General features: G+C 70.8%; 20 protein-coding genes and 2 pseudogenes. 6 read left to right on the top strand and 16 right to left on the bottom strand.

Going from position 1 to position 18,943, the window contains the following annotated elements:
* Window positions 1-172: 172 nt before the first annotated feature.
* The gene (locus ACIRU3_RS14535) at window positions 173-1,999 is read left to right on the top strand and encodes an endonuclease/exonuclease/phosphatase family protein (RefSeq protein ID WP_404055995.1); all 1,827 of its coding nucleotides are present in this window, start codon (window positions 173-175) and stop codon (window positions 1,997-1,999) included.
* 7 nt (window positions 2,000-2,006) lie between these two features.
* Here the strand turns inward: ACIRU3_RS14535 and ACIRU3_RS14530 are convergent, their stop codons facing one another.
* The 6 genes and pseudogenes from ACIRU3_RS14530 to ACIRU3_RS14505 all read right to left on the bottom strand — a co-directional run bounded on the left by ACIRU3_RS14530 (window position 2,007) and on the right by ACIRU3_RS14505 (window position 5,036).
* Window positions 2,007-2,744, bottom strand: a complete 738-nt coding sequence (locus ACIRU3_RS14530; RefSeq protein WP_404055993.1) for an SRPBCC domain-containing protein — start codon at window positions 2,742-2,744, stop codon at window positions 2,007-2,009.
* 17 nt (window positions 2,745-2,761) lie between these two features.
* Window positions 2,762-3,370, bottom strand: a complete 609-nt coding sequence (locus tag ACIRU3_RS14525; RefSeq protein WP_404055992.1) for an ArsR/SmtB family transcription factor — start codon at window positions 3,368-3,370, stop codon at window positions 2,762-2,764.
* 93 nt (window positions 3,371-3,463) lie between these two features.
* Window positions 3,464-4,021: a circumsporozoite protein gene (locus tag ACIRU3_RS14520; RefSeq protein WP_404055990.1), complete on the bottom strand. Its 558-nt coding sequence runs from the start codon at window positions 4,019-4,021 to the stop codon at window positions 3,464-3,466.
* Window positions 4,018-4,116 (bottom strand): annotated as a pseudogene (locus ACIRU3_RS14515) (phage holin family protein); the annotation flags it as partial. The gene ACIRU3_RS14520 and the pseudogene ACIRU3_RS14515, both read right to left, overlap by 4 nt.
* Window positions 4,117-4,182: 66 nt before the next feature.
* Window positions 4,183-4,899 (bottom strand): hypothetical protein, encoded by a 717-nt coding sequence (locus ACIRU3_RS14510; RefSeq protein ID WP_404055988.1) that lies wholly within the window; start codon window positions 4,897-4,899, stop codon window positions 4,183-4,185.
* A complete protein-coding gene (locus ACIRU3_RS14505) occupies window positions 4,896-5,036 on the bottom strand; it encodes a hypothetical protein (RefSeq protein ID WP_404055986.1) in 141 nt (46 codons plus the stop codon). Before ACIRU3_RS14505 ends, ACIRU3_RS14510 begins: the two co-directional genes overlap by 4 nt.
* Window positions 5,037-5,205: 169 nt before the next feature.
* Between ACIRU3_RS14505 and dapA the strand changes: the two genes are divergently transcribed.
* Window positions 5,206-6,102, top strand: a complete 897-nt coding sequence (dapA, locus tag ACIRU3_RS14500) for a 4-hydroxy-tetrahydrodipicolinate synthase (RefSeq protein WP_404055984.1) — start codon at window positions 5,206-5,208, stop codon at window positions 6,100-6,102.
* Here the strand turns inward: dapA and ACIRU3_RS14495 are convergent.
* Both ACIRU3_RS14495 and ACIRU3_RS14490 read right to left on the bottom strand, forming a co-directional pair.
* Window positions 6,089-7,300, bottom strand: a complete 1,212-nt coding sequence (locus ACIRU3_RS14495; protein WP_404055982.1) for a hypothetical protein — start codon at window positions 7,298-7,300, stop codon at window positions 6,089-6,091. The two genes, dapA and ACIRU3_RS14495, sit on opposite strands and share 14 nt — an antisense overlap.
* A complete protein-coding gene (locus tag ACIRU3_RS14490) occupies window positions 7,297-7,854 on the bottom strand; it encodes a SigE family RNA polymerase sigma factor (protein ID WP_404055980.1) in 558 nt (185 codons plus the stop codon). The genes ACIRU3_RS14495 and ACIRU3_RS14490 overlap by 4 nt, the downstream gene beginning before the upstream one ends.
* Window positions 7,855-7,994: 140 nt before the next feature.
* Between ACIRU3_RS14490 and ACIRU3_RS14485 the strand changes: the two are divergent.
* Together ACIRU3_RS14485 and ACIRU3_RS14480 are read left to right on the top strand one after the other, a co-directional pair.
* Window positions 7,995-8,505 (top strand): annotated as a pseudogene (locus tag ACIRU3_RS14485) (hypothetical protein).
* Between the two features lie 135 nt (window positions 8,506-8,640).
* A complete protein-coding gene (locus ACIRU3_RS14480; RefSeq protein ID WP_404055978.1) occupies window positions 8,641-8,871 on the top strand; it encodes a response regulator transcription factor in 231 nt (76 codons plus the stop codon).
* Window positions 8,872-9,078: 207 nt separating this feature from the next.
* Here the strand turns inward: ACIRU3_RS14480 and ACIRU3_RS14475 are convergent, their stop codons facing one another.
* Window positions 9,079-9,279: a hypothetical protein gene (locus ACIRU3_RS14475; protein ID WP_404055976.1), complete on the bottom strand. Its 201-nt coding sequence runs from the start codon at window positions 9,277-9,279 to the stop codon at window positions 9,079-9,081.
* A gap of 317 nt (window positions 9,280-9,596) precedes the next feature.
* Between ACIRU3_RS14475 and ACIRU3_RS14470 the strand changes: the two genes are divergently transcribed.
* Window positions 9,597-12,395, top strand: coding sequence for a SpoIIE family protein phosphatase (locus ACIRU3_RS14470; protein WP_404055974.1), 2,799 nt, complete (start codon window positions 9,597-9,599; stop codon window positions 12,393-12,395).
* 719 nt (window positions 12,396-13,114) lie between these two features.
* Here ACIRU3_RS14470 and dapD read toward each other — a convergent pair.
* The 3 genes from dapD to ACIRU3_RS14455 form a co-directional block, all read right to left on the bottom strand.
* The gene (gene dapD / locus ACIRU3_RS14465) at window positions 13,115-14,101 is read right to left on the bottom strand and encodes a 2,3,4,5-tetrahydropyridine-2,6-dicarboxylate N-succinyltransferase (RefSeq protein WP_404055972.1); all 987 of its coding nucleotides are present in this window, start codon (window positions 14,099-14,101) and stop codon (window positions 13,115-13,117) included.
* 73 nt (window positions 14,102-14,174) lie between these two features.
* The gene (locus tag ACIRU3_RS14460) at window positions 14,175-14,711 is read right to left on the bottom strand and encodes a TetR/AcrR family transcriptional regulator (protein ID WP_404055970.1); all 537 of its coding nucleotides are present in this window, start codon (window positions 14,709-14,711) and stop codon (window positions 14,175-14,177) included.
* The gene (locus ACIRU3_RS14455) at window positions 14,711-15,031 is read right to left on the bottom strand and encodes a DMT family transporter (protein WP_404055968.1); all 321 of its coding nucleotides are present in this window, start codon (window positions 15,029-15,031) and stop codon (window positions 14,711-14,713) included. Before ACIRU3_RS14455 ends, ACIRU3_RS14460 begins: the two co-directional genes overlap by 1 nt.
* Window positions 15,032-15,231: 200 nt before the next feature.
* On the opposite strand from ACIRU3_RS14455, the gene ACIRU3_RS14450 reads away from it, so the two are divergent.
* Window positions 15,232-16,041, top strand: coding sequence for an AbfB domain-containing protein (locus ACIRU3_RS14450; RefSeq protein ID WP_404055966.1), 810 nt, complete (start codon window positions 15,232-15,234; stop codon window positions 16,039-16,041).
* Between the two features lie 69 nt (window positions 16,042-16,110).
* Here the strand turns inward: ACIRU3_RS14450 and ACIRU3_RS14445 are convergent, their stop codons facing one another.
* From ACIRU3_RS14445 to sufC, 4 genes are read right to left on the bottom strand one after another with little or no spacing between them, the layout of a single operon-like run.
* Window positions 16,111-16,443: a metal-sulfur cluster assembly factor gene (locus tag ACIRU3_RS14445; RefSeq protein WP_061928429.1), complete on the bottom strand. Its 333-nt coding sequence runs from the start codon at window positions 16,441-16,443 to the stop codon at window positions 16,111-16,113.
* Window positions 16,440-16,907 (bottom strand): Fe-S cluster assembly sulfur transfer protein SufU, encoded by a 468-nt coding sequence (gene sufU / locus ACIRU3_RS14440; protein ID WP_404055964.1) that lies wholly within the window; start codon window positions 16,905-16,907, stop codon window positions 16,440-16,442. The genes ACIRU3_RS14445 and sufU overlap by 4 nt, the downstream gene beginning before the upstream one ends.
* A 16-nt stretch (window positions 16,908-16,923) precedes the next feature.
* Window positions 16,924-18,180, bottom strand: a complete 1,257-nt coding sequence (locus ACIRU3_RS14435) for a cysteine desulfurase (RefSeq protein ID WP_404055962.1) — start codon at window positions 18,178-18,180, stop codon at window positions 16,924-16,926.
* Window positions 18,177-18,941, bottom strand: a complete 765-nt coding sequence (gene sufC / locus ACIRU3_RS14430; RefSeq protein WP_404055960.1) for a Fe-S cluster assembly ATPase SufC — start codon at window positions 18,939-18,941, stop codon at window positions 18,177-18,179. Before sufC ends, ACIRU3_RS14435 begins: the two co-directional genes overlap by 4 nt.
* Window positions 18,942-18,943: the final 2 nt, after the last annotated feature.

Raw genomic sequence — 18,943 nt, 5'->3', positions numbered from 1 at the left:
ACATGGCCGAAACCTTGACAACTCCGGTGCGCAGGCACGAGATTGACGCGCGTAGAAGTTGGGGGGACAACTGTTCACTCTGCTCTACGCGTGTCACACAGGGCTACGTGCCCTGCACGCTCCCGTTACAGCCTCGTCCCGGCGCTCACATACGCCCCACGGAGGGATCCCCTTGCCGAGCAGGTCTTCCGCGCGCCTCGCCGCGCTCACCGTCGCCGCCGTCTGTTCCGCGGCGTCGACCGTCGCCCTCACCTCGCCCGCGCACGCCGACGCGGTGCGCATTCACGACATCCAGGGCACGACCCGAATATCGCCGCTGGCGGGCCAGAAGGTCACGGACGTGCCCGGCGTCGTCACGGCCACGCGTACCTACGGCTCCTCCAAGGGCTTCTGGCTCCAGGACGCGACGCCGGACGACAACCCGGCGACCAGCGAGGGCGTTTTCGTCTTCACCAGCTCCACGCCGAAGGCCGCCGTCGGCGACTCGGTCACGGTGACCGGCACGGTCTCCGAGTACGTCCCGGGCGGCGCCTCCTCCGGCAACCAGTCGCTGACGGAGATCACGAAGCCGACGATCACGACCGTCTCCACGGGCAACGCGGTCCCCGCCCCGACGGTGATCGACGCCCGGTCGGTGCCGAGCCGGTACACCCCGGCGGGCGACACGGCCGCGAGCGGCTCCGTCAACGGCCTTGCGCTGGACCCGTCGAAGTACGCCCTGGACTACTACGAGTCCCTGGAGGGCATGAACGTCCAGGTCGCCGACACCCGCGTGGTCACCGCCACCGACCCGTACAGCGAGCTGTGGGTGACGGTGAAGCCGCGCGAGCACCGCACCCACCGGGGCGGCACGATCTACGGCTCCTACGAGTCCCAGAACACCGGCCGGCTGCAGATCCAGTCCCTGGGCTCGACCGCCGACTTCCCGAAGGCGAACGTCGGCGACACCCTGGAGGGCACCACCGCCGGCCCGCTGGACTTCAACCAGTTCGGCGGCTACACCCTGGTCGCGAGCAAGCTCGGCACGCTGAAGAGCGGCGGGCTGCAGCGGGAGACCACGCGCAAGCAGTCGCGCGGCGAGCTGGCGGTGGCGACCTACAACGTCGAGAACCTCGACCCGACGGACGCCACCTTCGACCAGCACGCCGCCGCGATCGTGAACAACCTGCAGTCGCCCGACATCGTGTCCCTGGAAGAGATCCAGGACAACAACGGCGCCAAGGACGACGGCACGGTCGACGCGAACGAGACCGTGAACAAGCTGATCGACGCGATCGTCGCGGCGGGCGGCCCGAAGTACGACTGGCGCTCGATCAACCCGGTCAACGACCAGGACGGCGGCGAGCCCGGCGGCAACATCCGCCAGGTGTTCCTGTTCAACCCGCAGCGGGTGTCCTTCGTGGACCGCGCGGGCGGCGACTCCACCACCGCCGTCGGCGTCACCAAGGTGCACGGCAAGGCGCAGCTGACGGCCTCTCCGGGCCGGATCGCCCCGGCCGACGCGGCCTGGGCGAACAGCCGCAAGCCGCTGGCCGGAGAGTTCGTCTTCCGCGGCAAGACCGTGTTCGTGGTCGCCAACCACCTCAACTCCAAGGGCGGCGACCAGGGGCTGACCGCGCAGTACCAGCCCCCGGTGCGCAGCTCGGAGGTCCAGCGCCACGCGCAGGCGACCCTGGTGAACGCGTTCGTCAAGGACATCCTGTCCGTGCAGAAGAACGCGAACGTCATCGCGCTCGGCGACATGAACGACTTCGAGTTCTCCGGCACGGTGAAGATCCTCGAGGGTGACGGCGAGCTGTGGTCGGCGATCAAGTCGCTGCCGAAGAGCGAGCGTTACACCTACGACTACCAGGGCAACCAGCAGGTCCTGGACCAGATCCTGGTCAGCCCGGCGATCCGCCGCGGCTGCGACTTCCAGTACGACAGCGTGCACGTCAACTCGGAGTTCAACGACCAGATCAGCGACCACGACCCGCAGGTGCTGCGGTTCCGCCCGTAACTCCCGCTCAGGACTGGCTGAACACGCCGTTCAGCCAGTCCTGCCAGGCGCTCTCGTTCGCCCGGGCGTCGGCGTCCGGCGCGAAGTCGTGCACGCTGATGCCGACCGGGGCGCCCCAGTGGCCCCGCCCGAAGACGCGGATGAGGGCATCGTCGGTGCGCAGTCCGATGAAGTACGGGTTGCGGTAGTCGACCACCGCGTCCAGGGTCCGCCCGCCGGGCCCCTGGGCGCTCACCTTCGCGCCCTCGGCCACGCCGTCCGGCAGGCCGAGGGCGCGACCCACGGCGGCGAGCGCCTCCGGCGACTGCGAGGCCCCGGGGCCCTGCAGCTGTGCGAAGGTGACCGGGCGGGGCGCGAAGTGCGTGAGGTACTCGCGCAGGGTGTGCAGGTAGAAGTCGGTGTGCTTGGCCGCGCCGTCGTACTGGTTGTCCCAGTCGTCGGTGAAGATGCCGCTGTGCACATAGCGCACCCACGCGCGGCGGCCCTCGTCGCGGGGCTCGATCGTGTAGTCGAGCTGGTTGACCGACTGGATCGGGAAGCCGACGTCCTCGCTGCGATTGGTGTAGTGGTGGGGCGGATCCCAGGCGGTGACGGTGGACCCGAAGGGTCCCGCGCCGCCCACCCGGGGCTCGGGCGGGTCCATCGGCCACAGGTATCCACCGCTTCCGGTGGTGATCGCCTCCCACACCTTCTCGGGCGGGACGTCGACCTCGAACTCGCGGGCGATCTCGAATTCCTTGGACATGGCGTGGCTCCTGCTGACTACTGATCCGGTTCGGGGGCGGGCTGGTCCTTGACCGTGGGATGGAGGGCGACGACGATCCGGTGGTCACGGCCGCCCTCGGCGTCGGGGGCGTCGTACTTGCGGATCAGGGCGCTCACGCCCGCCGTCAGCTCCTGCACGAAGGCCGCGCGGTCGGCGGCGGAGGCGAAGCGGACCTCGCCGTCCAGGGCGTAGGTCGCCAGCCGCTTGCGGGCCTTGGTGGCACCGGTGATCAGCGCACCGACGTCCCGCACCAGGCGAGCGCCGAGCGCGAGCAGCCAGCGCGCGGACAGCTGGTCCCGGAACCGGTCCGGGTCCGGCTGCACGGGGGCGAGGGCGGCCGGCGAGATGACGTACGACGCTGCGGTCGCACGCATCAGCCGCTCGGTGACATTGCCCTTGCGGCGCTCACCGGCCAGCTCGACCAGGCCGTGCCGCTCCAGTGTCTTGAGGTGGTAGTTCACCTTCTGACGGGGCAGTCCGACCTTGCCGGCCAGCATCGCCGCCGACGCGGGTCCGGCGGCCAGCTCGGCGAGCAGCCTGGCGCGTATCGGGTCGAGCGATACGGCCGCCGCCTCGGGGTCCTCGATCACGGTCACGTCCAGCATGCGTCCACCCTCGCACCGAAAACTTTTTTTGTCCAGACGGGCCGAGTTTTCGGTGAGAGGGTGGCGCGGACCCCGGACAGGTGGCGCCTGCGGTCAGTGGCGGCGCTGCCTGCGCCAGGCGATGCCCGCCGCGACCGCGGCCGCCCCCAGCACACCCACGGCCAGGATCGGCCCCGGATGGCGCATGCCCGCGCGCAGCGCGCCGCGCAGGGGCTGCGGGACGGTGCCCTCCCCGGCGTGTCCGGCGCGCCCCGCCCGGTCCTGTACGGCGTGGCCCGCCCGGCTCGCCCGGCCCTGTACGGCATGTCCGGCCTGGGCCGCCCGGTCCTGTACGACATGTCCGGCCTGCGCCGCCCGGCCCTGCATCGCGTGCCCGGCCCTGGCCGCCCTTTCGTGCACGGCGTGCCCGGTACCGGCCGCCTTGTCGTGCACGGCATGCCCGGCCTGGGCGGCGCTCGAGCGCAGCTGGACGGTCATCGCGCCCGCCTTGTCCCGAAGGTCGGCGGCCCGGGCCAGGGCCCGGCCCGTCACATCGGTCTTGTCCATCAAGTGGGCGACAGCATCGCCCAGTTGGCCCTTGGTGTGCTCCATCTGGTGCCGCAGCTCGTCGGGGCCCTTGGCGCCCGAGCCGTGCGGGATCCTGTGCGTCATCGGTGTGTCCCTTCCCTGATCACGTCGACGTCCGCCCGGACGCTGCCGAGCGTCTGCTCAGGGGCGGGCGGGACGGTGCGGCGCGGCCGGGCACGCCGGGTCACGTTCACGGTGTTCCGCCTCCTCTCGTACGGAACTCCGGGTACCCCGGCCGAAGGCTCTCAGCCCTTCTCCGCTCCCCCGGCCCCGCGTTCCCCGAGCCGCGCGAGCTGGGTCTGGAACCAGTCGAGCCGGGCCTGCAACAGGGCCGCCTCCGCCACGAGTTCGGGTACGCCAGGCTCCCCGCCGGCCGTCGCCCCTGCCGCCTCGCCGGCCGTCGCCCCGACGGACGAGACCGCCAGGCCGCCGCCCGCGACCACCCGCAGCCCCTCCCCGGCCAGCCGGGCGAAACCGGCGAGCGAGACGGACGTACGTCCCCGCGCACAGCCCGCGCAGGCAGGGGCGAGGGCCCGCCAGCCGGGTCTGCCCCGGTCGGCGTCGGCGAGCGCGACCGCGGCGGCGCCGCAGGCGCACGGACCGGCGGTCGCCGTGCGCACCCGCTGCCGGGCGTAGCGGAATCCCCGCTCGAAGCGGATGTAGGCGCCGAGCACCGAGACTTCGAGCAGCACCGCGGCGCGGTGCTCCGGCGCGCACAGCAGGGCCTCGGCGGCCGTACGGTCGTGCACGCAGTGGAAGCCGCAGTCGCACAGGCGCGCGGGCGGGCGATGCCTGCGCCCGTAGACGCAGGCCGCGTCGTCGAGCACGCCGTACGGCAGCGCGCCACCCAGTGACACACCGGTGAACCCGGCCCGGGTGCCGTCGTGGGACAGCACCGGGCGGGCGATCTTGTATCCGGTCGGCGGCTCCGTCGGGCGTTCCGCCGGGAGCCGCAGCCTCATCGGGCCGCCGGTACCTCTTCGCGGGCCGGCTCGGCCGGTGCGCTGAGAGTGATCTCCTCGGGGAGCCGCGGCTCCTCCTCGTGGACGAGCGGCCGCTCCTCGGCGACCCCCGTGGCCAGTGCCTTGCCGAGCTTCATGGTGCCTCCCATGACCGACGTCGATGACCGTCCGGGCCCATAGTGACCCACGAAGGGCCGAGTTGGACATAGGGTCTTCGGCCGTCCATCCAATTCATCAGAAGTACTTAGCAATACCTCGTAGGAGATTTAAGTAGAGCTTCATCTTTGCCTTGCCGAGACTACTCCCATGACGAACCGACGCCAGCCCTTCGGCCGCACGCTCTGCGCCATGATCACCCCCTTCACCGAGGCGGGCGCCCTCGACCTGGAGGGAGCCCGGCGACTGGCCGGCCGACTGGTGGCCGAGGGCTGCGACGGCCTGGTACTGAACGGCACCACGGGCGAGTCCCCGACCACCACCGACGCGGAGAAGGCGGACCTGATCACGGCCGTCCGGGAGGCGGTCGGCGAGGGCGTCTCGCTGGTGGCCGGGGTCGGCACCGCCGACACCCGGCACACGACCGAGCTGGCCCTCGCGGCCGAGAAGGCGGGCGCCGACGGGGTGCTGGTGGTGACGCCGTACTACAGCAGGCCGCCGCAGGCGTCGGTGGAGGCGCACTTCCGCCAGGTCGCCGACGCGAGCGGCCTGCCGGTGATGCTCTACGACATCCCCGGCCGCACCGGTACCCGGATCGAGCCGGAGACGATGATCCGCCTCGCCGGCCACCCGCGGATCGTGGCGGTCAAGGACTGCTCGTACGACTTCCTCGGCACCCAGAAGGTGCTGGCGCACACGGAGCTGGCCTACTACGCGGGCTGCGACGAGCATGTCCTCGCGCTGTACGCGGTGGGCGCGGCGGGCTGCGTGAGCACGGTCGCGAACGCCGTCCCGGACCGGATCGCCGCCGTTCTCGACGCCTTCGACGCGGGTGACACCGCCCGGGCGGCCGAACTCCAGCTGCGGGCCACGCCGTTGATCGAGGCGATGATGGGCGCGGGCCTGCCCGGCACAGTCACCGCCAAGGCGCTCCTCGGGGAACTCGGCCTGCCCGCGGGCCCGGTGCGGGCACCGCTGCTGCCCGCCGGCCGGGAGACGGCCGACGGGCTGCTGGCCCGGTACGAGGAGCTGGTCAGCGGGTCGTGAACAGGGGCTCCCAGCGTCCGCCGGTGTCGTCCTTCGGCGAGCGGAAGCCACTGAGCGGCTGCACCTTGGCGCTGCCGACGGCGACGAGGACCAGCCGCTGGTGGAACTCGTTGCCGTCACCGCCGATGCCCCAGGCGATCAGCCGCTTGCCGTCCGCCCAGGCGAGCAGCTGCTGACCGGGCACCTTGGTGATGAGCTTGCCGGTGACCGGGTCGCCGATGGCGGAGGCGATCTTCTTGTTCGTCCCGGCGAAGCCGCCCGCCACGAGCCTCCCGTCGGGCGAGAGACCGGCCTCGACCCATGGATCCACGTGCTTCTCCGCGGCCGGCGTCTTCACATCGGTGCCGTCGAAGGCGTGGTACTGGCTGCCCGGGTTCATGGACAGGGGCTCCCAGAGGTACTTCCCGTCGTGACTGAACTCCAGATCCGTGCGTGCGTTGAACGCCATCCCATACTTGCCCTTCCAGAAGGGCAGCTTGTGCCACTGCCCCTCACCCGAGGAGACGTCGATCAGGGTGAACCCGGTCCGGCTGGGCACGGTCTGCGGCTGCACCGTGTCGTTCTCCGGAATCCTGGCGCTCCAGTAGCGGCGGTCGGGATTCTTGGCGTAGGTGGTGACGACCAGCTTGGTCCCGTCCGGCGAGAAGGAGGCCCCGCCGGCGCCCTGCGGCACCGGGATCCACCGCTTGACCTCGCCGCTGGCCAGGTCCAGCAGGCCCACCCGGGCGGCGGGCAGCGGACGCTCCAGCACGGCGGCCGTGCGCGCGCCCGGCGCGACGGCCACGAAGGACCAGCGGTCGTCCTTCTTGTAGGTGCCGGTGTCGGGGTCCAGCAGCCGGTAGGTCCGGGTGGTGATCTGGTCCTTGTTCGGCTGCTTCACCCGCTCCTGTGTGCTGTAGCCGGCCATGACGGCGTCCCCCGCACCGATCAGCTCGCGCGGCGGCGACTGATCGGCGTGGGCCACGACCCGGCCGTCGGTGACGGTGGCGGGCCGTACGTCGTGCCCGCCGCCGTCCAGCAGCGGCACACCCACGGCGACGGCGACCACGGCCGCGGCGGACGCGGCGACCACGGCGATCCCGCGGGCACGACGCCTGCGGCGCAGCACCAGCACCCGGTCGGCGAGGTTCGCGGCCGCGGGCTGCGCCTCCTGGGCCAGCTCCTTCAGGGAGTCGCGTACCAGTTCCTCGACGTTCATGGACGCACCTCCACGGGCGAGTAGTCACGGGACGGCCGGTGGCCGGAGTCGTTCGGGCCGAGCGAGGCCAGCTCGGGCGCGAGCGTGCGCAGCCGGGCCAGTGAGCGGTGGGTGGTGGACCGCACGGTGCCGACGGAGCAGCCCAGCATCCGGGCCACATCGGCCTCGGGCAGGTCCTCGAAATAGCGCAGCACCAGCACGGTGCGCTGGCGCGCGGTGAGCCGGGACAGGGCGGTCCGCAGCACGAGCCGCAGCTCGGCGGTGCCGGAGGCGTCCGAGGCCGCGGCGGCCTCCGGCAGCTCGGCGACGGTGATCTCCTTCCGCCGCCACTTCAGCCGCCAGCGGCTGATCTGCTGCCGGTACAGGACCCGCCGGACATACGCCTCGGGCTCGTCGATCCGCTGCCATCGCCCGGCCGCCTTGACCAGCGCGTTCTGCAACAGATCCTCGGCCGCGTGGCGGTCCCCGCCGGTCAGCAGGACGGCCGTCCTCAGCAGCGCCGACGACCGGCCGGCCACGAACTCCCGGAAACTCTCCTGCGCTTGGGCATCCATCGTCACCTTCTCTTCCCCCGGGCCGACCTGCTGTCCGGGCCCTGTATCCCTTGTGACGTGCGGGACGGCCCGCCGCTATGCCTGCCCGACGCAAGAAAATTCCGGAGACCGCACGGCCTCGCCGCCCTACGGTGCCCCCCGTGCCCCGTCCCGTGCTCTTTCTGGACGTCGACGGCCCGCTCAACCCGTACGCGGCAACGCAGGAACGCCGCCCCCGGGGCCACAGGACGCTCAGGGCGTCCGTACGCCCCGGCCGTCCTCTCCGTGTCCGGGGCTGAACCCTTCCCACGGCCCCGCGCTGCTCACGCTCGGCTACGACCTGTGCCGGGCGACGACGTGGATGGCCGGAGCCAACCGGTGGATCGCACCGGTCGTCGGGCTGCCCGAGCTGCCCTACGTCGACTTCGGGGACCGCCTGTTCGCCGAGCGGCCGGACGGCGTCCACCGAAGACGGAGGTGCTCGTGACGTACGCCGCGGGCCGCCCCTTCGCCCGGGTGGACGACGAGCAGGGCCCGGCCGGCACCGCCTACGTGGCGGCGCACCACCCCGGATCCGCGCTGCTGCACCACATCGACCCGCGGACCGGACTGTGCGAGGAGGACTTCGCGGCCCTGGCAAACGCGCCGGGCGGGCTCGTGACACGCCTGTGACAGTCGGCGGACAGCGCCATGACGTCTCCGGCCCAAACTCGAAGAAAGAGGGCGAAAGGCCGATACCGGACATTTGCCCACTGCTTCCGAGGACGCGAGCAGCGACAGCCCAGTCGACCCGCCGAAGGAAAGCCCATGAGCCTCACCCTCACCGCGACGCATGCCGAAACCTCCGCCCCCGAGCTGGCTCCGCGCGAGCGCGAGACGCTCCGGCACATCGCCGCCGGCTGCACCTACCTGCAGGCGGCCCGCCTCATGGGACTCTCCAAGCACACGGTCGATGCCTACCTGCGCCGCATCCGGGCCAAGCTCAACATCAACACCACCGCCGAGCTGACCCGGCTGGCCATCTCCCTGGGCCTGTGACGCAGAGGCGTTCGAACGCGACGGCGGCCGCGATCGCGGCCGCCGTCGGTCGTCCGTGCCGGTCGTGCCAGTTGTGGCTGTTCCGAGAGAAGTGCAGGTCACGGCCTCATGTTGCCTCATGGGCCGTATCGGGGCCGTCATCGGTGTCATCCGGGTTCCGAAAGACCCGATCCACGGCGGCCCGGGTGCCGGCCTCAGTGTCCGGCATCAGTGCGCGTACGTGCGGAGGGTGAAGCTCGGGTCGTGGTGGCCGAGGCACTCGCTCGGGGCCTTGATGCTGCCCCCTGCGTCCAGGAGCACGGAAGCGTGGCAGCGGCGGAGGGCGTGCATGCCGGTCTCGCGGCCGAGAAGTGTGCCGACGGAAGCAGGAGCCGGATGCCGGATGCCGGATCGACCGGTCGAAGCCATTCCGGGGAGCGGTTGGCTTCGAGCGTCGACCAACAGCAACGAGGCGGTCACCGGCGGTCCTTCCGGGCTCTTCCAGGGCAACGTGACCTCTACCCAAGAGGCAGCACACGGAGGATGAAGGCAGAACACGTCGTCGGGGCGGTGGGCCCACGACTTCAGCCGGCCACTTCGGTGCGAGCCTCGAATGCCGACGCCCTTGCTCCTGCCGGGTCGGGGCCCCCTGTCCCTCGCCGAACACCCTGTGGTGGGCCATGAACGCGGCGGCGCGACGCACGTGATCAGCGTCGGCTTCCCCGCAGCGGTGTTATCAAGGGTGTATGGAGGTATTTTCCGGGCGCCCTCGGAGCCTGGAACGCCATCCGCTCATCGGGCGCTCGCGGCAACGCGCTTCTCTGCTGGACCCGCACAGTGTGGCCGGTCAAGTGTTCTTTCTCCAGGTCGTCATCGTGGTCCTGCTGGTCGCGGCTGCGGTGGCGGCCGTGGTGCTCCAGACGGCGCGTGACGCGGTGGAGCGGGGGCGTCGTGAGTCGGTGGTCGCGGCCCAGGCGTTCGCGAGTGCCCCTGGTACGGCCGAGGCGCTGCAGAGCCCGGATCCGACGGCGGTGCTCCAGCCGCGGACCGAGGAGGCACGCAAACGCGCGGGCGTGGACTTCGTCGTCGCCCTGAACACGCAGGGGATTCGTTACACATATCCCTATCCGCGGGAGATCGGGAAGAAGTTCGTCGGCACCATCGGACCGGCGCTGAAGGGCCGTACCGTCGTCGAGCAGGCCGGCGGGCCGCCTCTGCCCACGGGCAGAGGGACGGCCGTGCAGGCGGTGGTCCCGGTGACCGACTCGCACGGCAAGGTGGTCGGCCTGGTCTCCGCCGGAATCACGGTCAAGAACGTGGCGGCACTGTGGATGCCGGAGCTGCCGATCATCCTGGGCAGCGGCGCGGCTGCGCTGGCGCTGGCCACGACGGGAACGACGCTGGTGGCCCGGCGGCTCCATCGGCAGACCCACGGCCTGGCCCCGGCGGAGCTGGCGCAGCAGTACGAGCACCACGACGCGGTCCTGCACGCGGTGCGGGAAGGAGTGCTGATCACCGACGCCGACGGACGACTGCTGCTGGCCAATGACGAGACGAGGCGGCTGCTCGGACTGCCGGCGGACGTGCAGGGGCGCCCGGTGCGGGAGCTGGGACTGTCGGAACCGATCACTCGCCTGCTGTCGTCGCCGGAAGCGGTCACCGATGAGGTGCATCTCGCGGGAGACCGGCTGCTGGCGGTGAACAAACGGCCGGCGTACCCGGAGGCCGGCCGTGGAGGCAGCGTGGTGACCCTGCGGGACACCACGGAGCTGGCGGCGGTCTCGGGGCGGGCCGAGGTCGCGCGGGAGCGGCTGAAGCTCCTGTACGAGGCCGGGGTGCGGATCGGCACCACGCTGGAGGTCGGGCGTACGGCCCAGGAGCTGGCCGACGTTGCGGCGCCACAGTTCGCCGACCTGGTGACGGTGGACCTGCTCGACGCGGTACTGCGGGGATGGGAGCCGACGGCGGAGGGCTGGCGGCATCTGCGCCGGGCGGCGATCGGCGGTGAACAGTGGATGATCCCGGTGTATCCGCTGGGCGAAGTGATCACGTTCTCGCGCCTGACGCCGCAAATGCGGACGCTGCAGGAGCGACGGGTCATGCTGGAGGCGGACCTGCGGCAGGCACACGGCTGGCGGGAACAGGATCCGGCACGTGCCCGGAAGGCCCTGGAGTGCGGGTTGCGTTCGCTGGTGGTCGTACCGCTGCGGGCGCGGAGCGTGCCGCTGGGCGTGGTGAACTTCTACCGGATGGTGGATTCCCCGGCCTTCCAGCCGGAGGATCTCTTCTTCGCGGAGGAACTGGCCGCGCGGGCGGCCCTGGCCATCGACAATGCCCGGAGATTCACCCGGGAGCACGCGATGGCGGTGACGCTGCAGCGCAGTCTGCTGCCGCGGGCACAGCCGGATCAGGACGCACTGGAGGTGGCCTGGCGGTATCTGCCCGCGGAGGCGGGGGTGGGCGGGGACTGGTTCGACGTCATCCCGCTTCCGGGCGCTCGGGTGGCCCTGGTCATGGGTGACGTCGTCGGTCACGGGCTCCATGCGGCGGCGACGATGGGCCGGCTGCGCACCGCGGTGCACAACTTCTCCACCCTGGACCTCCCCGTTGACGAGGTGCTCGGGAACCTGGACGACCTCGTCGTCCGCATGGACAACGACGAGCGCGCGGGCGACGCCGCGGAGGGCCACGAGGGGGAGGGGGTGACCGGAGCGACCTGCCTCTACGCGGTCTACGACCCGGTGGCGGGGGCCTGCTCGATGGCGCGTGCGGGACACCCGGAACCGGTGGTGGTACGTCCGGACGGGACGGTCACCTGTCCCGGCGTCCCTGCTTCGGCGCCGCTCGGTCTGGGCGGCTACCCCTTCGAGACCGCCGAGCTGTCCTTGCCGGAAGGGTCACAACTGGTGCTGTACACCGACGGCCTGGTGGAGGACCGCACCCACGACATCGACATCGGCATGGAGCGGCTGCGCCAGGCATTGGGCGGTTCCGGGCGCCGCACTCCGGAGGAGACGTGTCAGGCGGTGATCGACGCGCTGAAGCCGTCGCACTCCTTTGACGACATCGCCCTGCTGGCAGCACGTACCCGGGTGTTCCCGCCCTCGCGCGTGACCGAGTGGGACGTGCCGTCGGACCCGGCGGTGGTTCCCTCGGTGCGGGCGCGGTGCAGAGAGACGTTGCGGGAGTGGGGACTGGAGGAGGCCGGATTCGCCACGGAACTGATCCTCAGCGAGCTGGTCACGAACGCGATCCGGTACGGCTCGCCGCCGGTCGGTGTGCGGCTGCTGAACGGACGCTGTCTGATCTGCGAGGTGTCGGACGGCAGCGGCACCTCACCGCGCCTACGGCGGGCGGCGACCACGGACGAAGGCGGGCGGGGACTGTTTCTGGTGGCGCAGTTCGCCCAGCGGTGGGGAACGCGGTACACGACCCGCGGCAAGGTCATCTGGACGGAACAGCTTCTCCACGAGGGGACATCCGCCGCCACGAGCCGCACACCGGTCGACTTTCTTCTCGACCAGTTCGATGATCCCGACGCGTGAGCCCGCATGGCCCACGAACGCCGCCCCCGCAAGGTCCTCGCCTTCATCGGCCTCACCGACTCAACCGGCCAACCCCTCGCCTTCGCCCCGCCCGACTTCGCCGCATGGTCATCACGGACGCCATCCGATCCGGCCCGCCGCCTCATATCGCCCGGGCCATCGCCGGTCACGCCGACATCGACGCCACCACGGGCCACCACGCCATCCACCCCGCCGAGACCATCGAGGCCCACCGCGCGTTCATCTCGCACCGCCGAGCACCGCGCCCGGCCGAGGAGTACCGCACCCCCACCGGCGCCGAACGGGAGGACCTCCCCGGCCACTTCGAACGCCGCAAACCGTCCGCAGGCACGTGCGCCCGCGCCTACGGCACCGCCCGCATCCACGTACACGCCTGCGCCCGCTGCTCCCTCCTCCGCCCCGACCCCGCCCGGCGGAGCCGCCTCGCGGCGATCCGGGACAACCTCCTCGGCCGCATCGCCGAGGCAGAGGAGGAAGGCCGGCTCGGCGAGATCGAGGGCCTCCATCAGGCAGCTACGGCACCACGGGCAGGCATGGACCGAACTCCTGATGCGGTGCTCACGCACGAGCGCCCTCCCGGGCCGTCCTGGGGCCGTGGAAGGGCGCTCAACGATGACCAACGCCGACAGGTGCCGCCGGCTCGGCAGCAGGTCGGGACGTTGACCGACAGGGCGGCCGCAGGTCACGGCCGCCGATGGTCAGTTGTGGCTGTGCAGGATGTCGTTCAGACCGCCCCACACCGCGTTGTTCGGACGGGCCTCGACGACGCCGGTGACCGAGTTGCGGCGGAAGAGGATGTTGGAGGCACCGTTGAGCTCGCGTGCCTTGACGATCTGGCCGTCGGGCATGGTCACCCGGGTGCCCGCGGTGACGTACAGACCGGCCTCGATCACGCACTCGTCGCCGAGCGCGATGCCGACACCCGCCTCGGCGCCGATCAGGCAGCGCTCACCGATGGAGATGATCACGTTGCCGCCACCGGACAGCGTGCCCATGGTGGACGCGCCGCCGCCGATGTCCGAGCCGTTGCCGACCACGACACCCGCGGAGATACGGCCCTCGACCATGGACGTGCCGAGCGTGCCCGCGTTGAAGTTGACGAAGCCCTCGTGCATGACCGTGGTGCCCTCGGCCAGGTGCGCACCCAGCCGGACCCGGTCGGCGTCGGCGATGCGGACGCCCTTGGGGGCGACGTAGTCCGTCATGCGCGGGAACTTGTCGATCGAGGTGACCTGGAGGTGCAGGCCCTCGGCGCGCGCGTTCAGCCGTACCTTCTCGATGTCGTCCACGGCGACCGGGCCGAGCGAGGTCCAGGCGACGTTGGCGAGGTGCCCGAAGATGCCGTCCAGGTTCTGGCCGTGCGGCTTGACCAGGCGGTGCGAGAGCAGGTGCAGACGCAGGTAGACGTCGTGCGCGTCGAGCGGCTTGTCGTCGAGCGAGGCGATGACCGTACGGACCGCGACCACCTCGACGCCCCGGCGGACGTCCGGACCGACGGCCGCGGTGGCGCCGGCACCGAGCTGCTGAGCGGCCTGCTCGGCGGAGAGCCGCCCGGTGCCGGCGGGGCCGGGCTCGGCGACGAGTTCGGGGGCCGGGAACCAGGTGTCGAGAACGGTGCCGTCGGAGGCGATGGTGGCAAGGCCGGCGGCGACGGCGCCGGTGGTACGAGAAGCAGTGTCGGTCATGTAGGAAACCTAACGTGGGGGAGGTCGTGGGGGCGAACCCGTGCGGGCGGCGTCTCATGTGCCGGGCGCGGGTTCAGCGGATCACCCGAGCCAGCACGGCGCGGGCGTACTCCTCGTCGTACGAACCGCCCGTCAGCAGCACCTGAAGACAGATGCCGTCCATCAGCGCGAGCAGGGCCCGCGCCGTCACCGGATCGGTGCGCTCGGCCAGCCGCGCGGCCGTCTCCTCCGTCCACTGGGCGGCGACGGGGCGCAGGGCGGGGCGCCTGAGGGCCGCGAGATACAGCTCGTACTCCAGCTCGACGCCCGGCCGGTCGCCGCCGAGCCACTCGCCGAGGACACGGGCGAGGCCGGCCGCCAGGTCGCCGTCGGCGTCGTCCAGGACCCCGCTGGCGCCGAGCACCCGGGCGAAACCCTCGTTGGCCTGGTACAGGGCGGCCACCAGGAGATCGTCCAGGGTGGCGAAGTGGTAGGTCGTGGAGCCGAGCGGCACATCCGCCTCGGCCGCGACCGTGCGATGGCTCAGGCCGGCGATGCCCTTCTCCCCCACGACCCGAATCGCCGCGTCGATGATCCGCTGCCGCCGCTCGGGGTCGTACCGGCGGGGCATCAGTGCGCCCCGCCCAGGTTCAGGACCACCACTCCCGCGACGATCAGCAGGATCCCGGCGACCTTGGTCGCGCTCAGCCCCTCCCCGAACAGCAGCAGGCCTATGACGGCGATGGTCGCGGTGCCCACCCCCGCCCAGATCGCGTACGCCGTGCCGATCGACACGGTCTTGAGGGTCTGGGCGAGCAGCCCGAAGGAGACGAGGTAGCCCAGAGCCGTCATGAGCGAGGGCCAGAGCCTGCTGAACCCCTCGCTGTACTTCATCGCCGTCGTGGCGGCGACCTCGGCGGCGATGGCGCCGGCGAGCAACAGGTATCCCATGTGTACAAGCGTACACAGCGTTATGTACGAGCGTACACAAAAGAAGGTTTCATTTTCATAGAAACCGCTCACTGAAACGCCCCGCGGCGAGCCCCCGGCTCCACTAATGTGCAGCCCCTCGGCACCACTTCTGCTTCACGCTTCACTCACGTCACCCTCACAACCCCGGCCGCCGCCCCGGCGGCGGTGGAGAACTCCGCATGCCTGACAACACCCCCCGCCCGCCGCAGCATCAGCCCTGGGAGCACGGCTGGGCGCCGGACACCTCCCGGGCCCCCGGCACCCGAAGACTCTGGCTGGCCGGTGCGCTGGCCGTGGCCACGGTCGCGGCCTGTGTGGCGGCGACAGCCGTGAACGACCGGGGCTCCGAGCCGAAGGCCACCTCGTCCGTGACCGGCACGCCCACGGACGACGGACCCGGCCTGCTCTCCTTCGGTTCCCCCAGGGCGAGTACGGCCGCTCCCCCGAAGGGAAGGACGGCCATGCCCTCGGTGACACCGTCCGCCACCGCGTCGCCCGCGCCCACGGCCCACTCGGAGCCCGGACCCGCCAAGTCCCCGGCGCACCACGGAAGTTCCGCCAAGCCCTCCGCCGACCGGCGGTCAGTCCGCTCCCTCAACTACCCCGACCGCTACTGGCACGTCACCGGCGACGACGTGAAGCTAGACCCGGTCGCCTCACCCTCCGACCGCCGCTCCGCCACCTTCAAGCTGGTCAAGGGCCTGTCCGACGCCCGCTGCCGCTCCTTCGTCACGGCCGACGGCGACTACCTCCGCCACCGCGACTTCCTCCTGCGCGCCGAACCCGACGACGGCTCCCCGCCGTTCCGCCAGGACGCCACCTTCTGCCCCCGCACCTCCGCCTTCACCGGCGCGACCATGCTGGAATCCGTCAACTACCCCGGCCGCTTCCTGCGCCACCAGAACTTCCGGCTGAGACTGGACCCTTACCGGAACACCGACCTGTACCGGGCGGACTCGGCGTTCCTGCTGGTGGACGGGCTCGGCTGACCCAACGGGGCCGGACACACGGAAGCGGCGGCACCCGTCAGGTACCGCCGCTTCCCGCACGCCGATGTCTCAGACGTTGAACCCGAGCGCCCGAAGCTGCTCCCGGCCATCGTCCGTGATCTTGTCGGGGCCCCACGGGGGCATCCAGACCCAGTTGATGCGCAGTTCGCTGACCAGGCCGTCCGTGGCGGACTTGGCCTGGTCCTCGATGACGTCCGTCAGCGGGCAGGCCGCCGAGGTCAGGGTCATGTCGACGGTCGCGATGTTGGCGTCGTCGACGTGGATGCCGTAGATCAGGCCGAGGTTGACGACGTCGATGCCCAGCTCGGGGTCGACGACGTCCATCAGGGCCTCGCGGAGCTCCTCCTCCGAGGCCGGCTTCATCTCCACGGTGTCAGTCATGCCGTCTTCCTTTCGGCGTCGGCGCCGCCCAGCGCCTGGGCCGTCGCGTCCTTCCACGCCATCCAGCTCAAGAGGGCGCACTTGACCCGGGCGGGGTACTTGGAGACCCCGGCGAACGCGACCGCGTCCTCCAGGACCTCCTCCATCGTGTCGTCGGGCTCGATCCGGCCCTTGGACTGCATCAGCTCCAGGAAGGTCTCCTGGATCTTCTGCGCTTCGGCCAGCTCCTTGCCGACCAGCAGCTCGTTCAGCACGGACGCCGAGGCCTGGCTGATGGAACAGCCCTGGCCCTCGTACGAGACGTCCTGGATCGTCTTGCCGTCGTACTTCACTCGGAGGGTGATCTCGTCGCCGCACGTCGGGTTCACGTGGTGCACCTCGGCGTCGCCATCCCTCAGACCACGCCCGTGCGGGTTCTTGTAGTGGTCCAGGATGACTTCCTGGTACATCGAGTCCAGCTTCACGGTGTCGACACGCCTCTCAGCCGAAGAAGTTCCGTACGTGCTCCAGACCGTCGACCAGAGCGTCGATCTCGGCCGGCGTGGAGTACAGATAGAACGACGCTCGCGTGGTCGCAGGAATTCCGTAGCGCAGGCAGACGGGTCGCGCGCAGTGGTGGCCGACACGGACCGCGATGCCCTGCTCGTCGAGGACCTGGCCCACGTCGTGCGGGTGGATGTCGCCCAGCGTGAAGGAGATCGCCGCGCCGCGCTCCTCGGCCGTTGCCGGGCCGATGATCCGCAGCTCCGGGACCTCGGCGAGCTTCTGCACCGCGTACTCGGTGAGCGCGTGCTCGTGGGCGAGGATCTTGTCCATGCCGATCGACTGCAGATAGTCGATCGCGGCGCCCAGTCCGACCGCCTGAGCGATCGGCGGGGTGCCCGCCTCGAACTTGTGCGGCGCCGGGGCGTACGTCGAGGAGTGCATCGACACCGTCTCGATCATCTCGCCGCCGCCGAGGAACGGAGGCAGGTCCTCCAGCAGCTCCTGGCGGCCCCAGAGGACACCGATGCCCGTCGGGGCGCACATCTTGTGGCCGGTGAAGGCCACGAAGTCGGCCTGCAGGGCCTGGACGTCCAGCGGCATGTGGGGCGCCGCCTGGGAGGCATCGATGCAGACCAGTGCGCCGACCTCCTGGGCACGGCGGACTATCGCCTCGACCGGGTTGACCGTGCCCAGGATGTTCGACACCAGCACGAAGGAGACGATCTTCGTCTTCTCCGTGATGATCTCGTCGATGTTGGACAGGTCGAGCCGGCCGTCGTCCGTGAGGCCGAACCACTTCAGCTTCGCGCCCGTGCGCTGCGCCAGCAGCTGCCACGGCACGATGTTGGAGTGGTGCTCCATCTCCGTGATGACGATCTCGGTCTCGTGGTCCACCCGGTAGGGCTCGTCGGCCCAGCCCAGCATGTTCGCCACGAGGTTGAGCGACTCGGAGGCGTTCTTGGTGAAGATCACCTCGTCGCGGCTCGGCGCGTTGATGAACGACGCGACCTTGTCACGCGCGCCCTCGTACAGCGCCGTGGCCTCCTCGGCGAGCACATGCACACCGCGATGGACGTTGGCGTTGTAGCGCTCGTAGTACTCGTTCAGGGCGTCCAGCACCTGGCGCGGCTTCTGCGAGGTCGCCGCGTTGTCCAGGTACACGAGCTTCTGACCGTCGTGGACCTGACGGTCCAGGATCGGGAAGTCCTTGCGGATCGCCTCTGTGTCGAGGAGGCCCGGCAGCTGTGTCACTCGGATGCGCCACCCTTCGTGTAAGCCTCGTAGCCCTCGTTCTCCAGCTTGTCGGCGAGCTCGGCGCCGCCGGACTCGACGATGCGGCCGCCGGAGAAGACGTGGACGTAGTCGGGCTTGATGTAGCGCAGGATGCGCGTGTAGTGCGTGATCAGCAGGGTGCCGACCTCGCCGGTCTCGCGGACGCGGTTGACGCCCTCGGAGACGATGCGGAGGGCGTCGACGTCCAGGCCGGAGTCGGTCTCGTCGAGGATCGCGACCTTCGGCTTGAGCAGTTCGAGCTGGAGGATCTCGTGGCGCTTCTTCTCACCGCCGGAGAAGCCCTCGTTGACGTTGCGCTCGGCGAAGGACGGGTCCATGCTGAGGCGCTCCATGGTCTCCTTGACCTCCTTCACCCAGGTACGCAGCTTGGGGGCCTCGCCGCGGATGGCGGTGGCGGAGGTGCGCAGGAAGTTGGAGACCGAGACGCCGGGGACCTCGACCGGGTACTGCATCGCCAGGAACAGGCCCGCGCGTGCGCGCTCGTCGACGGACATCTCCAGGACGTCCTCGCCGTCGAGGGTGACGGTGCCGCCGGTGATCGTGTACTTCGGGTGACCCGCGAGCGAGTAGGCGAGGGTCGACTTGCCCGAGCCGTTGGGGCCCATGATGGCGTGCGTCTCGCCCTGCTTCACGGTGAGGTCGACGCCCTTGAGGATCTCCTTCGTGGCGTTGTCGGCCTCGACGGTGACGTGCAGGTCTCGGATTTCAAGCGTTGCCATGG

Source organism: Streptomyces sp. NPDC101151 (assembly GCF_044768335.1).
GTDB lineage: Bacteria > Actinomycetota > Actinomycetes > Streptomycetales > Streptomycetaceae > Streptomyces.
Note: the sequence above shows the minus strand (reverse complement) of the source record. Positions and strands in the feature narration are given on the sequence as shown.

Bases quoted from the DNA above. Each gene is read 5' to 3' on its own strand.
- ACIRU3_RS14530 (WP_404055993.1), bottom strand. From the start codon at position 2,744: ATGTCCAAGGAATTCGAGATCGCCCGCGAGTTCGAGGTCGACGTCCCG.
- ACIRU3_RS14525 (WP_404055992.1), bottom strand. From the start codon at position 3,370: ATGCTGGACGTGACCGTGATCGAGGACCCCGAGGCGGCGGCCGTATCG.
- ACIRU3_RS14520 (WP_404055990.1), bottom strand. From the start codon at position 4,021: ATGACGCACAGGATCCCGCACGGCTCGGGCGCCAAGGGCCCCGACGAG.
- ACIRU3_RS14510 (WP_404055988.1), bottom strand. From the start codon at position 4,899: ATGAGGCTGCGGCTCCCGGCGGAACGCCCGACGGAGCCGCCGACCGGA.
- ACIRU3_RS14505 (WP_404055986.1), bottom strand. From the start codon at position 5,036: ATGAAGCTCGGCAAGGCACTGGCCACGGGGGTCGCCGAGGAGCGGCCG.
- dapA (WP_404055984.1), top strand. From the start codon at position 5,206: ATGACGAACCGACGCCAGCCCTTCGGCCGCACGCTCTGCGCCATGATC.
- ACIRU3_RS14495 (WP_404055982.1), bottom strand. From the start codon at position 7,300: ATGAACGTCGAGGAACTGGTACGCGACTCCCTGAAGGAGCTGGCCCAG.
- ACIRU3_RS14490 (WP_404055980.1), bottom strand. From the start codon at position 7,854: ATGGATGCCCAAGCGCAGGAGAGTTTCCGGGAGTTCGTGGCCGGCCGG.
- ACIRU3_RS14480 (WP_404055978.1), top strand. From the start codon at position 8,641: ATGAGCCTCACCCTCACCGCGACGCATGCCGAAACCTCCGCCCCCGAG.
- ACIRU3_RS14475 (WP_404055976.1), bottom strand. From the start codon at position 9,279: ATGGCTTCGACCGGTCGATCCGGCATCCGGCATCCGGCTCCTGCTTCC.
- ACIRU3_RS14470 (WP_404055974.1), top strand. From the start codon at position 9,597: ATGGAGGTATTTTCCGGGCGCCCTCGGAGCCTGGAACGCCATCCGCTC.
- dapD (WP_404055972.1), bottom strand. From the start codon at position 14,101: ATGACCGACACTGCTTCTCGTACCACCGGCGCCGTCGCCGCCGGCCTT.
- ACIRU3_RS14460 (WP_404055970.1), bottom strand. From the start codon at position 14,711: ATGCCCCGCCGGTACGACCCCGAGCGGCGGCAGCGGATCATCGACGCG.
- ACIRU3_RS14455 (WP_404055968.1), bottom strand. From the start codon at position 15,031: ATGGGATACCTGTTGCTCGCCGGCGCCATCGCCGCCGAGGTCGCCGCC.
- ACIRU3_RS14450 (WP_404055966.1), top strand. From the start codon at position 15,232: ATGCCTGACAACACCCCCCGCCCGCCGCAGCATCAGCCCTGGGAGCAC.
- ACIRU3_RS14445 (WP_061928429.1), bottom strand. From the start codon at position 16,443: ATGACTGACACCGTGGAGATGAAGCCGGCCTCGGAGGAGGAGCTCCGC.
- sufC (WP_404055960.1), bottom strand. From the start codon at position 18,941: ATGGCAACGCTTGAAATCCGAGACCTGCACGTCACCGTCGAGGCCGAC.